The sequence below is a fragment of the Arthrobacter sp. AOP36-F1-5 genome (assembly GCF_058137995.1).
On sequence record NZ_CM176892.1, the window covers coordinates 1681522 to 1697217 of the forward strand.

Consider the following 15696-nt stretch of genomic DNA (forward strand, 5'->3'; position numbering starts at 1 on the left):
CTAGGATCCTTTCCCTGCGGGGTTCTTGGTGTTCGTCGCTTCTGAGGGGGCCGTGCTCAGCAGGTCCGCAATGCGTTCGGCAGCCTCGTCATCCGTGCCACCGATCACTTGCCAGCCCGCGGCTGTCAGCGCGTCTACGCCCTCGGTATCGGCGAGAACGGCGATGCCTTCGGAGTCCCAGGACAGAATAGTGGGCCATCCGTTGATTTCCTCCCCCACCATTGGCGTTGGGGTGATGTCGAGCCGTGCCAGGGTATTGAAGAAGCCGAGTTCATCGTCGTCGAGTGCTTGTTCCAGAACGGCAGCCCAGCCGGCATTGATGCGACCCGTCGGCTGGTCATCCGCACCCAGTGGGCTCGAACCAACGGAGACGCTGGGGACTCCTGTTGTTTGACCGACAGAGGGCAACTGCAAAAGAGTCGTAATTTCTGCCGCGCTGCGTGTCGTGAGGATGGCCGCCCCGTGGGTTTTGAAACCCAACAGATTCGAAACCAGGAGCCAGTGTCTCCAGGCGTCGGCATGTGCTTCATCGTAGAGAGCCGGTTCATGATCGTCGAGACAGAGAATCGCCCGGGTTCCCCCGGGATGGTCGGGCCGGCCTGAGAGAATGATGGAGACAAAGTCACGTTCTCGTGTCCACCAGAACGTCGCGGCGTCCTGGTTTCCACCCAGAAGTGAGAAGACAGCGTCTGGGGTCATGACCTTCAGGAGCTGGCCCGAGAGGTCCTTTGCTGCCTCCAGCGGCCGGGGTTTGGCCTCCAGCATGAACAGGGGGACCGTATCGGCAAACCGGTTCCAGGCCTCCACCTGGGGGTCATTGATCCATTCCCACAGCAAGGCCATGGCGCCGACGGAGATGGCCTGCAGCAGTGACGGGGACAGTGAGTGTTTCTTCATCATGGCGTCGACGAATTTTGGTTCAAACCACGGCGGCAAGGCGTGGTCCGCTCCCCCGGCAGTGAAATCGTCGAGATCCCGGGAGGTGATGGCCCAGGGCATGATGCCGTGCTCGCGCAGGCGGTGGCGTTTGACCGCATCATCGGCGGTGCGGTTATGGGCGGGGCTCGCGTGGAACTGGCGACCATCGGTGTAGATGGCGATTCCCTCGCCACCACCCTGGTGCCTGAGCACGAAGTCCGGCCGGGTACCGTGCATGTCTACTTGTTCCTCGAGGAACCAGTAGAAGTTCTGCGATGGCAGCTGGAACTGTAAGGTGCGTCGTCCCTGCACATCCTTTTGCTGGACCTTCGCTCCGAGGGTTTGGAGATGTTCGATCAGGACGTGCCGGAAGCGGACTTCCAGATGTGATTCCCCGTTCGCGTGCTGCTCTGGCTTCTCCTTAGTGACCGTCCAATCTGAGAAGACTGGTTCGAAGGATTCATCGGTGGGTGCCTGGGTGTGTTGCGTCCCGGCCAGTAGTGTTCCCAAAAGTCGTTCGGCGGCAGAGCGCGATACCTGGTCCTCGGTACCATAGTCGGCGTGCGGCAGCAGGCAGTGATGGCACGCCAGCCGGCCGGTCTTCTGGCACTCGCAATCCCGTACTTTCTCCCAGGCAGCACGGAGTAGGGCATGCACGTTTTCGGGTTGGGTGAACTCGGCTAGGTAGCCGGTGCCTCCGGGCACGGTGTCGTGCAGCAGCAGCGCGGTTGCAGGACTCTCGACACCGGCGGCTGTGGGATCGGTATCCGGCACGGCGATGACGCCCAGGTGGCCGGGTGTGCCGCCGAGGGATTCCTGCAGGCCCAAGAGCAACGCGGCCTTCAGGGTTGGTAGCGCGAAATCATCGCTGACTGTCAGGTCGATCGGCACGTGCAGCAGGATGGCCTGGGTCTTCAGTTCATAGGCCAGGGCGACGGTCTGGACGTGCTCTTCCTTGCTCTTGCGGTGTTTGCACCAGAATCGATGTTCGTCGGGGGAATTCTGTTTGGCTGACCTGTCCTGCTGGCCGCAGACGTCACAGAGGTGGAACAGCGGGGCCGCAATCTCATGACCGGCAATGGAGGTTGTCGGTCCTTGTCTTCCCCGCTCCCCCAGGTTGAGCCAGCGGATGTCGACGTTGGAGAAGTATTCGATGCCGAATTCGAAGTCCTCCACGAACCAGCGGTCGGTCACGTTGTGTTGGTCGATGTCTGCTGCCGGCACGATATGGAAGCTGGTCCGGTGACGATCATCTTGGCGGTCGCCGATGACGGATTCGTCCCGGCGGATCTCCGCGGAGACCTTGCGCAACACGGCGACATTCAGGATCTGCCCGGTGTCGTTGATGTCGGCGGCATGGCAGCGCAGGCATGTGGGTGCCAGTGCCGTAAAATCCTTGTTGACCCAACCGCAGGCGGGGCACACCTGCCATTTCTCAAGATCGCGTTGTTGGGCTCCCAAGTCCACGGCATCGACTTTGATTTCCAGACCACCGGCATAGAACGTGGACCCCGGGGCGAACTCGCGCAACGCCGCTGCGGCACCGCGGTGATAGCTGCGGACTTCGGCTTCGAACTCCTGGGTTTCCTCGTTGCGCCAGGACAGGCCGACGTCCAGTTGAACGGTATCGCCGATCAAGGTGTAGTTGGGGAAGAGTCCGTAGGATTCCATGAGGGAAATCCAGTAGGTTCCCAACAGTTGCTCATCACGCTGCTTTCTCATGCGCTTGAGCGTTCCGATGGCGGCACTCACCGCATGGCGGGCCTCACGGACGGTGCTGCTGTCCTCGTCATTGAGCCTGGCTGCTTCTTCCGCATCCGTCTTCAGCTCGGGGATCACCGTCTGGTCCAATTCCGTGATTCGACGGCTGATCTCTTCGAGGTCTTCATTCCACTGCCTGGACGCCTGGGCCAGCTTCATTGCCAGTGGCGCGGTGTTTTCACCGTCCCCCAGCACCCAGTGTCGCAGCCGTTGGCATCCCGCGGTACTGATCAGTTCGCCGCCTGCCGCGTCTGTGAATTGCTGTAGGAAAGCCTGCAGGTGTTCCTCCCCGCGGATTTCGGTCTCGCCGATGAGGGCTCCCAAAAAGGTGTCGGTCCCCAGGCTGCCCAGCGCATCGCGTGCCATGTCCGGATGAGGCGCGGCCTTGTCCTGGGCCAGTCGGTCGGCCAAATAGGCCAGGAACTGACGGGACAGGATTTCTTCGGCATCCAAGTATGTGGCCGGCGGCCGAACGTCCCCGCCGATGACCGACAGTGGGTCGTTGAGCTTGGGCAGGTGTTGCCCGCGTCCTCGGACAAAGGCCATGGCCAGCGAATTGCCGGTCAAGCGTCCTGCCCGGCCCACCCGCTGGACATAGCTGGCGACGGAGTTCGGCATGGATGAGAGCATCACGGTGGACAGGTCACCGATATCGATGCCCATTTCCAAGGTAGGGGTTGCCACCAGGACGTTGGGGGCATCCGGCTTTCCGGCCCCGGACTTGAAGTCGGTCTCGACCTGGACACGCGTCTTGTCGTCGAGCAGCGAGGAATGCTCATGGGCGACCACGCGCTTACCATTCGTGGAGGCATAAAGATCGCGATAGAAGTTGGATTTCTTGACCGGGGAGGGGGCCAGACTGCCTGGGCAGCGGACCATCAGGCAGGGAGCGCCCTCGAGTTGGCGGACCACGGTGTCGGTTCCAAAGGTGAGCCCCTCGCAGACCGAACATTTGAGGGTATGTTTCCCGGCTTCGAGGGCGTTGGTGTCGGGAATGGAGAGCAGGAGCCGGTCGGGACTGAGTGAGTAGATGTCGGCACCCGTTTCACTGCGGGTGACGTCCAGCAAGTTTTCGCCGACCATCTCGTCGAAGAGGGCCTTGGCCAGGTACCCGGCGTCTTCATGGGCCACGTCCAGGCAGCGGACGGTCCAGCGGGAGTACCAGGTACTGCGCCCGAGCACGGCGTCGAAGTTGGTTTCGCCGGCGGAGCCGCCGATCTTGGGGAACACGGGGGCCGGACGGCCGGAGGGGAATGCTGGCATCCCTTCACCGCGGGCACGGCCGCCCCAGATGTTCCACCGGTGGCCGTCCCGGCGAATGTACCTATTCAACCAAGGATGGGCGATGCCTCCCTGCAGTCGAATGCGGACCAGGATTCCGCGCAGCCAGGCCATGAGTTGGGCGTCGGTGATTTCGCTGCGTTCAAACATGGGTACCTGGACGCGGCTTTCCAGCACGCGCCGGGCCAACGCGATCATCTGCACGTCATTGCCAGCCTGGGTCTCCACCGCCACCGAACCAGTCAGCTCCAAGGTTCGACCCAAACGTGACTGCAGGCCGAATTCCAGGGCTGCGTCGAAGGACAGCCGTTTGCGGACCAGATCGCGGGCCCGGCGACGTTTGCCGGCATCCGCGGCCGCTGCCGCCTTCGGGTCCCAGAACACCCGGAACTCATCGCGATCGGTGAGTTCCGGCGGGACCAACTCGTAGCGGCGTGAGGCATCGGCTGTCCCATCCCCCACCCACATGGTTGCTTCAATGAGTTCCGTGAGACTGGTGATTTCCCCTGCGGGCAGCGCATTATGCAATACGGTGCGGAGTGAGAAGGTCCGCGAGCGTGCCTGGACGAACCCGGCACGGTGTGCGGCATCCTGGACGGAGTCGGTGAAGACCAGTGCCTTTTTTTCGTCGTCGTTGAGTTCCTCGGCGCCGAAGAGGTTGGAAATGGCCACCGATAGCAAGGTGGCGATGGCGCTGCCGATGAAGCGAATGGCATCGGGGGCGTGGCAGGCGGGGCAGACGTCCTTGGCGCTCAGATCGCCTGCTTCGAGCCCCGGGTGGGTGAGCACCGGGATGATCAAGCCCTTTTCGAAGTCCGCTTCGTCCTCGTCGGGAATGTCACTGGCCAGGGTGTGATTGGCCGTATGGAGGTAGCGCAGTCCTTCGACCTCGGGCTCATCGACGCCGGCTTGGCGTTGCAAGAAGGCGGCCTCGGCTTCATTGGTGCCCGAGAGCAGGGCACGGAAGTCCGTGCTGTTCTGCATGGATGCCTGGCGGACCTGATCGGGATCCATGATGAGTTCTGTGCCCGTCGGAGCCATGAGGCCTCCCCAGCCGTTACGCCCGCAGTGGCGGCAGAAGATGGCCGGGAGGTGGACCCGGTGGTGGTCCAGGTCGGCTTCATCGGTGCCGTCGTCACTCCACCGGAAATCGTGTGTCAGATCCAGTGCGGCGTCGATGCGGGAGAGCTCACGTGCCCAGAGGTGGGTTTCGACGGTGAGGGCTGCGCGCCCGGCAATCGCACGCACATGGGAGTAGAGGGACAGTACGTGGCCCAGGAAAGTCTCGGCATCCTCGCCCTTGATGCCTTCGGGCAGCACACGGTGCGGGAAAACTACGTCCGCGAGGTCGACGAGTGCGACGGCGTTGTTGGCCGTCTCGATGAGTTTCTTGCTGAGCGGGTGCTGGCGCAGTGCCGCCAACAGGGAATCGATGTTCTCTTGAGTGCGGTGACCGGCAGACCAGCAGACCGGAGGACGTCCATTCTCATCAAAGAGAGCGTCGACGACCCGCTCCAGGTTGACTTCCGTGGATGCCGTGCTCTTTATCGCGTCGTTGGTCACCTTGATCGTCAAGGCGATGTCCTCGAGATCCCGGGGCGCGAAGAGGGATGTTCCCCCCACTCCAGGCGCGGTGCCCGCCGAGGTCGCCCGGGCGCACCATTCGTCGGCGCTGAGGCGGGATTCGGTGACAATGGAATTGGTACCGAAGCGCTCACCGAAGACGGTGTGGGCGAATTCAAGCATCGGATGCGCAACGTCGTTATTTTCCCCGTTTTCCGGGGTGACAGACGTGGTTCCGAGGGTGGCGGAGGTGGCGACCGGGGTCATCCGGCCCAGGGGTCTAGCCCGGTCGGTTTCCACGGGGCCGTGGCGAACGGTGGATAGATCCGCGGGCCAATGGGATTTGAGTGTGAGGCCAAGTCGGCGCAGGAGCATCGCAACATCGGTTCCCTGCGCACCGTCATAGGTGTGGAACTCGTCGAGCACGATGTACTGCAAACTGGTTGCCGACTGCTGCCAGATGGGCGCGTCATCATGACGAAGGAGGAGCATGTCCAGCATCTTGTAGTTGGTCAGCAGGATGTCGGGCGGGTTGTCACGGAAAGTGTGTCGATCGTTGATGAGCCCTCGGGGCGACATCACGGTGCGTCGGGACCCATCCTTCTGTCCGGTGTAGATGCCAGCCCGAATGCCAGCCAGGTCGGGATGCTGCAGCATCTCGGTCAAACGTTGGGCCTGGTCATTGGCGAGGGCGTTCATCGGGTACAAGATCAGTGCCTTGACGCCTCGGATGCCGGCCTTTTGCGCACGGAGGACATGGTCGATGATCGGGTACAGGAAAGCTTCGGTTTTACCCGAGCCGGTTCCCGTGGTGACCAGGGTGGGCTGAGGCCGTCGAAACAGCTCCCCATTGGTTCCCTTGCTGCTCAGGCGTCCGAAAGCAGCGGCCTGGTGCCCATAAGGGGTGAAATCCGAGGTGTAGGAGTCGAGAACGTCCGTGGCATCGCCTTCTGCAGCGGCAAACGGCAGCCGCAGGCGCACATAGGGCCCCTTGAACATCCCGTTTTGGGGGTCTTCCAAAAAGCTGCCAATGGCTGCCTGGGCACCGCCCTCGCTCAAAGCAAAGGTCGTCGAGAGGTAGTCCGTCAGGCCGTCGACGAGTCGACGAGCCTGCTCGGTGGGGAGCAACTCGGAAGAAGTCTGGCTCTGGCTACTTTCGATGGTCACTGGGTGGCCCCTTGCCATTCGGAATCAGCTGAAGGCGGCTCGTCGATGTCATTAGCGCTGGACGTTTCGGAGCGAAGCAGCGGTTCAAACTTGGCGTAGGCAGCTCGCATGTCTTCCTCCCGGTCGAAGCTTCGGAACGGGAACTCGAAGGTATACTCCACCCCGCTCTGTGGATGCGTCCACTGCAAGTCTGCAGCGTTCATGCCAGACTCACCGACCTTGCGGTATTGCCTGTTCATATCGCCTGGAACCTTGCGGCCGTTGGGGTCGTACAGATCTGACTGCTCGTATCCGCGGAGTACTGGGAACTGTGTGCGATAGATGGTGCAGAGCTCGTCAACGGTCAATTCGAACAATAATGCGGTCAAAGCATCAATCTCTATCTGGAGTCGCCTTCTCACATAGGCGCTCCGCGCCGGTGATTGCGACGACCACGCTGTCATGTGAAGTCCGTTGCTGTCCCAAAGTTCGCTGTATGCAGCCGTTAGACAGATTAAACGAGCGAAACGGGACGAGATTTCTGGTAGGAGTGATGCAGATTGCCGGAATGGAAGCAGGTTTAAGTCGTCGGGGCCAATCTTCGAAGCACCAGCAACCTTGATTTGAAAATCTGAAACCAACGAAGATGCAATCCCACCAATGGCTAGGAGCAAACGTCCGTCCGTTTCCTCTAGTTGTACTGCCCAGCAACGTTGGTTGAACTCGTGCGACGACACGGTCTGAATTGATGGGATGACGAAGGCCCCCCGATGTGGAGTGGAGCTGTCTAAGAAACCACTTCACAAACAGGAGGCCTTCATGTCCCACGCTAATGCAGCCCTGACCCCCAAAGCACGTCTGAGAATCGCCAAGCTCATCGTTGACCAGCAGTGGAGCGTCTCCACCGCAGCGAAAATGTTCATGGTCTCCTGGCCCACCGCCAAACGCTGGGCCGACCGCTACCGAGCCCACGGCGCGGCCGGGATGGCCGACAAGCCCAGCAGACCCCGGACAAGTCCTGCACGCACCCCGCAGGCAGCGGTCAAACAAATCGTGGCACTGCGCTGGCGCAAGCGCTTGGGGCCCGTCCAGATCGCCTACCGGCTGGGCCTGGCTGCCTCGACGGTGCACGCAGTGCTGGTACGTTGCCGGATCAACAGGCTGCGCTATATCGACCGGGTCACCGGTGAGAAAATCCGCCGCTATGAGCACCCCTATCCGGGATCGATGATCCACGTGGACGTCACCAAATTCGGCAATATTCCCGACGGCGGCGGGCACCGGTTCGTGGGCCGGCAGGCCGGAGACAAGAACCGTGCAGCAACCCCGGACAAGCCCCGCAATGCGAACCACACCCCGAAAATGGGAACCGCCTTCGTGCACACGGTCATCGATGATCACTCGCGTATCGCCTATGCCGAGATTCATGATGATGAGAAGTCGGTAACGGCCATCGCGGTACTGGAACGGGCCGTGGCGTGGTTCGCTGCCCGTGACGTCGTCGTGGAGCGCGTGCTATCTGATAATGGGTCCGCCTACCGCTCGCATGCCTGGCGTGACGCCTGCGCCGAGCTGGCCATCACGCCCAAGCGGACCCGCCCTTACCGGCCCCAGACCAATGGGAAAATCGAGCGGTTCCATCGGACCCTGAACGACGGTTGGGCCTACGCCAGGTTCTATGGCAGCGAGGCCACCCGCCGCGAAGCACTGCCGGATTGGATCCATGCGTACAATCACCACAGGCCCCACACTGCAATCGGGAACCAGCCACCAATCAGCCGCTTAACTAACGTCTATGGGCAGTACATCTAGTCGAGCGGCCGAATTCACAGTGTGAACGTGTGCTGCGCCTGCGGGGATCACAGATATATGTAGAGTTCGAGATCCAGTTATCGATGCCATATTCCTCCACGTGAGCCGTGGAACGGAACTTACTGCAACGGAAGATCCTGTGCTGCTAAGCCAGGAGCCATAGTCAGTCCTGTACTCCACCGGATTTGTGGCTGGCTGGTAGCTGGTGCGCGGGATGAAATCGGCGGGGAGGGCCTCAAGGTCGATTTCTGTCCAGTCTTGGTTGCTCCGCATCGTTGGGTTCGGAATTTTGTAGAACGGATTTGCCACGGAGAAATGGGGACCTTGCAGGATCACGTCGTCCCAGGTGTCATTCACCTTCGAACCGACTTCGAAGTAACCCTTTTTGCGGTCAGTCGTCTCGTTCCAACCTGACGAGTATTGAAGGCCCAAATCCCGCACGCGCGGGGCCATACTTAGCTTCTCCAGCACTCGCGCACTAGCCTTATTCACCGGATACACCATACGGGCATGCAATGGCGACGTACCGGGATTGTCGAGGATTTCGGCCCAGGTCTTCAACATGTCCGTATCCACAGCAAGGATCCGTTCAGGGTGCGGGCGGGTGTCCCATTTGCCTTCTGAATCCTTGAGCCCGGGTATCTCCGTGCCGCCCTCGTGCCTGATCGAACGCTCTACCGTGTCCGGCTGATAGAGGGAGGCCGCCATCAGGAACTCTGGTGCTTCACGTCTGGCCCCATACACGTGAACGCCGAAGAAGACACCGTCGTGAATCTCGTCAAAGATGAACATCGCATTGCGAAATTGCCAGTGGCGACGTAGTCGCCGATATGTTGCAGCTCGAAGGTGCGTCGCCCGTTTCTCGGTGAAATGTGATTCGGGATGAATCAGCGAAACGATGCCCCCCGGCGAGGAATTGCTCCAGGTTCGTTCCATGAACGACCGGTAGAGGTCAGGCCTGAGACCAGCGACGATGGGGAAAAGGTTTTTAGAGGTGAGGATTGCGCGCGTAGCGACGATGGAGCTGGCCATGGTCGACATGAACCAGGCCTGTTGGGAATCAGCCTTAGCAATTGTTTGCTTTCCGCGCTGAAGCGCTTGGGATTGCTTGTCGTTGAGCTGCCACCAGGGATCGAATTCAGCGTAGATGGCTTTCTCGTCCCAGTCGGGCCTGACCCATGGCGGATTTCCGACCTGCAGGTCGAAGCCTCCGCGACCGAAGACCGAAGCGAATTCGAGTTCCCAGTGGAAGAAGCCCTGTTCGTCAGCAATTCGCCCGCAAACTTCCAACCAGGGATACGCGACCTTGAGCTCGTCGATGTCCTTCATCTCGGAGAGCGGACGGTCGAAGATCTCGAAGTCATCCAGGTCATTCCAGCCAGCCGTCGACAGTACGCTCGTTTGGCCATGGGATTGCCCGTATTTGCGCGGTTCCTTCTTGGAATCTGCGATGGGCTTGCCGAGAATCCCTTCCGCTGCGTTCAGCCATTCTTCGAAGGACGGCGGCTCAGGGAATTCCTGTCCGTCAGGAACGACCGGCCAGAACCAAAGCGCGTTCCACGCATCCATCACCTGCTTGAGTCGTTGGAACAGGCCGTCCGGGTCTCCCAGCTTCTTTTCGATCTCTGCCCTCGAAACCCCGTGCGATTCCTCGACGTTCTCCGGCTTGCCGAAGTAGGTGACGTCCCGCCGGGCCTCCGCCTCCGCGAGCTGCAGGCGGCGCAAGGACACCTGCCACAGCGTCTCCACGCGGCGTGAGAGCCGAACCAGGCGCTCAACGTCTTTGGCTGCGAGCTTCCTGGTGATCTGCTTGCGCCAGTCCTTCAGTGACTTTTGTGCGTCGGCGGCGAGGTCCTTGACCTCCTTGGCTTGTGCGGCGGCTCCCCAACCTTCACCGGGCACAAGGAAGTGATGGATCCGCCCGACGGTGGCGGCGTCTTCGGTATCGCGTTCGAGGGCATCGACGAGACCCGTCATTGGGTTCGCCTGCGGTTCCTCGGAGAGGTATTTTTTCGCCTGCACCTGTTCCCGCGAGTAGGTCGCCCGGCGCGCGCCGATCAGGGAGTTGCCGCGCTTGAGCCGCAGACCGAACCACGGGGCCTGCAGGCCGCTGACCATGGTGTCCAACCACAACGACACTTCGGCCAGCTCGACGGCTGTGGCGTTGAGGTCCACGCCGTGGACCTGGTGCAGGGCGATCTGGGCCTTGACCTTCTGAAGTTCCACCGGATATTCATCGGCCGGGATCTGGGTCTCGAGTTCGGTCTGCTTTCGCTTGAGGTACTCTTCGGCCAGCTGGCGCACCGCCTCAATGGCGAAGGCCCCCGACCCCAATGCCGGCTCACAGACCGAGAGTTCCAGGATCCGGTCCGCGGGGGTCTCATCGGTCAGCAGTTCAGCCAACGCCTGGGAGACCACGAAACGGGTCAGGACCTCGGGGGTGTAGTAGGAGGCAGACTGCTGGCGTTCCCGCCCGGCCAGGCGGAAGACAAAGGAGCCGCGTTCGTGCAGGATGGGTTTCATTTCGCCTGTCAGCGGGTCTGCGGCCCTGACGAAGTGCTTGGCCTCGATGTCCTTGGACTTTTCGACCGAGACCACCCAGGAGCCCTTTTCGGCATTGCCGTCCTTGGCTACTTCGTGCAGGTCCTCCTCGGCGATGAAGCCCGTGTAGGACATGAGGCCCTCATAGACGGCGCCGAGCTGGTTGATGCCCAGGTTGGCGTAGGAGACGAAGCCTCGGTCCTGGTTCTTCTTCTCGCCGGTCAACAGCAGGCGCAGCAGCACCTGCTGGAGGGCCTGGTTGCCGAGCTTTGCGTCGTTGATCAGTCCGGTGGCGGAGCGTTCGAACAGATCGGCCTTCAGCGGTTCGAAATCCAACCCCTGTTCGTCGTCCTGGGCGACACCAGCCGCCGGCGCATTCGTTGCTTGGGCTTGTTGAGTTGGGTGGTCACCGTTGACCAGCAGGAAAAGCTGGTTCAGCGATTCATACAGGTGCATCCCGTGCTGGGATTCGTGGCCGTTGAGTTCCACCAGGGCGAGTTCACGCAGACGTTCCAGCCCGTAGCCGTCGTCGTACTCGGTGGCCCCGACCGGCAGGACCCCCATCTCCGGCGATGCCTCGGCATAAAGGAGGAACAGGATCCGGTAGAGGAAGCGCAACGATTGCTTGGCCAGCACGTTGCCGTCGACGCCCTCGTTTCCCCTTCCGGCGGCGGTGCGCCGTTCCAGGACGTTGTTGGCAATGATTTCGATGGATTCGCGGATGCCGTGGCGCAGGTCCTCGGACACGGAGACGGCGTGCTTGACGGAATCCTCCAGGATCCCGTCCCACCAGATGGTGCCGTCGGCCTGCGGTGCCAGCGAAGTGCGGCCAAAGACTGCCAGGAAACGGTCTACTTCCCCGCCACGTTTATGGTCCTTGCGGTCGGCGACGACGAGGGCATCCGCGGCCAGGTAGCGCCCTTCGGGCCAACGCTCGCGTTCGGTGAGCAGGACGAATCGTCCGGCGGTCACCGCGATGTACTTCGGGGCTGGTTCGCAGAGATACAGCTCGGAGATGAGCTTGGCGATTGGCCAATCAACCTGTTTGCCGTCCTGCTGCACCCCGCCCAGCACCCGTGCCGAGGAGATGACGTCGTCGATGGAGTCGGCCGGGGTGGCTTCGAGCCAGAGCAGGTCGTCCCCGAACTGGTTGTAGCCGCGTTCGACCAGCAGGTCGCTACCACCACGTTCGAAGGCCAGTGAGGTCAGTTCTCCGGGGAACCCGAGGACCGTGCGCAACCGGGCGTAGACGGTGGCAGTCGCGCCCTGGGCTGCGTCGGCGTCCGGGCCGGAGGCGGACGGTTCTCCCGTCCCGGTGTCTTCGCCCAGTTCGGCCAGGGCCACCTGCAGGTCAGCACGGGCTGCCGAGAAGCGTTTCAGGATGGTGTCTTGGCCCTCCTTGGCATCGGCGTCCCATTCTTTTCGAAGCTTCAGGACGTCGCCCTGGAAGGTTCCCTTGGTGGTGTCGGCGGTGAAGTAGTGCTCGCTGATCCAGTCTTCGGCCAGCGTGAAGGAGTCAAAGGCGGGCATCAGCGGCCTTCCGTTTCAGGGATGGTGGCGGCGGCCGTGGCCACCGGGGTGTCGCGCGGCAGGATGGCCAAAAGAGGCCGGACCACCCGTTGGGCGGGCCGCATGGCCTCGGCGAGTTGACGCTCCTCGGCGACGCGTTCGCGGCGTTGCCGGACGTCGGCTCGTTGGATCAACGCATCGGATTCGTGGGACCAGGCGTCAGCGCGCTGCAGCCAGTCCTCCAACCGATCCTCGGCGTCGTTCTCCGCCGCGCCCATGGTCTGGTTCAGGTAGTGCTCCGCGGCGTTGACCGCACCGGGCAGGAGCTCCTGGATTCCTGACAGGTCCACCGGGCCCGGGTTGGCGGATTTTGCGTTGAGCCCGATCTCGCGCAGGTATGCCCCCACGTCACCGACCGCCGTCGGCAGGGCGAAGTCAGGGGCCTCGACGTCGGGCATCTGCACGGCCATGAAAGCCCGGCTGACCAGCTGCCCGCGCCGGTTCATCACGGTTCCCAGGACCAGGAAGGTGGGGTGGTCGACGTCGCCGCGCACCCCCAGCACTTCGTTGCGGGACATGGACGCCAGGGCCCGGTCGCTCGCCCAATCCAGCACGGGGTGCAGGGGGCCCAGATAATGCGCAGCCGGCCACATCATGTCGTCGGAGGAACGCGCGACGGTCAGTTGATGCTCCCCCGCGGTGAGCGTCGTGGCCAGCTTCAGGTTCTCCGTCACACGGCGTTCGGTGAGGTAGTCCTGCGGCAGGACCCCCATGCGTCGACGGAGATCAGCGGTGGGCTTCAGCTCGGCGATGCCATGTTCGGGATGGACCTTCCACTCCACCTTTTGTGCCGGGTCGATGAACGCCTCTGTCAGCGCCTCCTCCAGGAATGCCAGATCGGAGGCATAGAGATCCACCCGTTCCTCGAGTTCGACGGCCACCTCCGCGGGCGGCGACACAGGAGATTCTGAGTGCTCTTCGCTGGCCGGGCCGTGTGCAGCAGCATCTTCGGGGGAATCCTCGTCATCGAAGAGCGACTCGAATTCCGCCCACGGGTTGTCCAACACCGTGCCTGGTTCGGGGATCACGTCTTCCAGGTCGCGTTGCTTGATCAGAGCATCGCGGATGGCGTCTTCCTCTGCCTTGACCGAGCCGGCCCCCATGAGAGAGGCCACGTCGTTGAGGACCTGGTGGGCGGCGTGTTCCTTTTCCATGAGGCGCGCCAGCACGCTGATGTCACCGGAAAAGCGGGAATCGTCGGGATCCAGGAGCAACGTGGTGATCTGGGGCGAATGCTTCTGCCCGTAACGGTCGATACGGCCGTTGCGCTGCTCGATGCGGATGAGGCTCCACGGGACATCGAAGTGGATGAGGTGGTGGCATTCTGCGTGCAGGTTCACCCCTTCCGAGGCAACATCGCCGGTGACCAGGACGCGCAGCTTCGAATTGCCGCGCTTGAACTGATCAACAACGTCTTGCTGTTCGACGTCGGTCAGGCCACCATGCAGGATGGCGATGTTCTCCGGCTTCAGGCCCAGGGATTCGGTGAGCTCTTCGCGCAGGTACTTCAGTGTCGCCACCCGTTCGGCGAAGACCACGGCCCGCATCGGCTTGTTCTTGCCCACGCCGATCTCCTTCAGATGGGTCACCAGGGCCCCGAGCTTCGCCGAATCGGCCTCCAGCGCGACCAGCGTCAGCTCCCGGAGACGTTCCAAGGCGGCTGCTTCGCCGGCAGCGGGGGTTGCGGCACCGTCAACGCCCTTGCCCGCACCCCCGACCTTCTTGAGGCGTTCCTGTACCGAATCCAACAGGGCGGCCGGGGAGGAGAGGAAGGCCTTGGCCAGCGTCCAGCCGAACAGGGCGGCCGTCGTCCCCGAATAGGGGCTCTTGCCCTCCGGGTAGAGCCACGTGCTCGCCAATTCGTCGGCGATGGCGTTCTCCGCGGGCGAGGCGGGCACCAGACGATTATCCGGGTCGAGGCGTTCGGCCCAGTCGGCGCCAACTTCCCGGGCCACCTCAGGACTATGCCGGTGGCGACGGACGATCAGTTGGCGCACCGCCTGTTCATCCACTGTCCCGTCGGGGCGGACCATGGTGGGATCCAGCAGGCGCAACAGCTCGGCGAAGGATTCCTGCCGGCCATTATGCGGGGTGGCGCTGGCTAGGATCAGGGCGTCGGTTTTGGGGGCGAGGATGCGGGCGAGTTCGTTGTTCAGGGTCCCGGTGTTGGTGAGGTTATGGGATTCGTCGATGACCACGGCATCCCAACCGACCTTCTTCAGATGTTCGCGGTAACGCGGGGACTTCAGCGTGTCGATGGAGATGATGGCACGTTTGTAATAGGTGAACGGGTTGCGGGTGGCCGGCAGCTTCTGCCGGACTTTCTGGATGCCTGCCGAATCCAAACGGACGAATGGCAGGGCGAAGCGGCACCACATCTCGTGCTGCATCTGTTCCAACACGTGGCGTGGGGTGACGATGAGGATGCGCTCGCCCCGTCCCCGGGCGACCAGCTCGGAGAGGATCATGCCGATTTCCAGCGTCTTGCCCAGGCCAACGGCGTCCGCGATCAGGATCCGGGGCCGGATGTTGTGCGGATCAAGGGCCTTGGCCACGGCGATCTGTTGGTACTTCAGGGTGGCCGCCAACATGCGGGTGGAAACACCCAGTCGGTTGCTGGTGGCCGGCACCGGGGTCTTGCGCAGTGTGGTTTCCAGGAAGAGGCGTGCGCGGCGGTAGTGGGGAGTTCCATCGGCGGTGACCCTTGCTTGACGCGGATCGACCACCTCGATCGTGTCGAGGTCCGAGTAGAAGCTGGCGGTGGTGTCGCGGACCAGTTCGCTCAGGCCTTGGACCCTCACCAGGGTGCCTTGGGTGGTCGAGCTGGTCGAGGTGACCAGCCAATCCTCGTCCCGGACCCGGATCACCGAGCCGGGCGCGAGATTGATTTCCGCTGATTCCGTCGGACGCGCAGCGTCTGCCTCGGCATGGCCAACTACCACTGAACAAGCCCCCATGTTTCTTTGATGCGACCGGCAACCATGCCGGTCCTGGCCACTAGGAAAAGCTCCCCGAATGGCTCTTCCCACCCTAAGGGATGATCTCCGACATTTTGGGCAGATCGCGCCCGGTGGGTGCCGCTGCCATCCGCTGCGAAGAGCTGCT

The 15696-nt window shown here is 62.3% G+C and carries 5 protein-coding genes; 1 reads left to right on the forward strand and 4 read right to left on the reverse strand.

Annotated features, from left to right (window positions below):
- Together AC3ZI9_RS07715 and AC3ZI9_RS07720 are read right to left on the reverse strand one after the other, a co-directional pair.
- Positions 1-6690: a DEAD/DEAH box helicase gene (locus tag AC3ZI9_RS07715; protein ID WP_489924004.1), complete on the reverse strand. Its 6690-nt coding sequence runs from the start codon at positions 6688-6690 to the stop codon at positions 1-3.
- Positions 6687-7406: a hypothetical protein gene (locus AC3ZI9_RS07720; protein ID WP_489924005.1), complete on the reverse strand. Its 720-nt coding sequence runs from the start codon at positions 7404-7406 to the stop codon at positions 6687-6689. Before AC3ZI9_RS07720 ends, AC3ZI9_RS07715 begins: the two co-directional genes overlap by 4 nt.
- Positions 7407-7488: 82 nt before the next feature.
- On the opposite strand from AC3ZI9_RS07720, the gene AC3ZI9_RS07725 reads away from it, so the two are divergent.
- Positions 7489-8481, forward strand: a complete 993-nt coding sequence (locus tag AC3ZI9_RS07725) for an IS481 family transposase (RefSeq protein ID WP_489924006.1) — start codon at positions 7489-7491, stop codon at positions 8479-8481.
- Here AC3ZI9_RS07725 and AC3ZI9_RS07730 read toward each other — a convergent pair.
- Entirely contained in the window at positions 8452-12552 is a 4101-nt protein-coding gene (locus tag AC3ZI9_RS07730) for a DNA methyltransferase (protein ID WP_489924007.1), read from the reverse strand. The two genes, AC3ZI9_RS07725 and AC3ZI9_RS07730, sit on opposite strands and share 30 nt — an antisense overlap.
- Positions 12552-15533: a DEAD/DEAH box helicase gene (locus AC3ZI9_RS07735; protein WP_489924008.1), complete on the reverse strand. Its 2982-nt coding sequence runs from the start codon at positions 15531-15533 to the stop codon at positions 12552-12554. Before AC3ZI9_RS07735 ends, AC3ZI9_RS07730 begins: the two co-directional genes overlap by 1 nt.
- Positions 15534-15696: the final 163 nt, after the last annotated feature.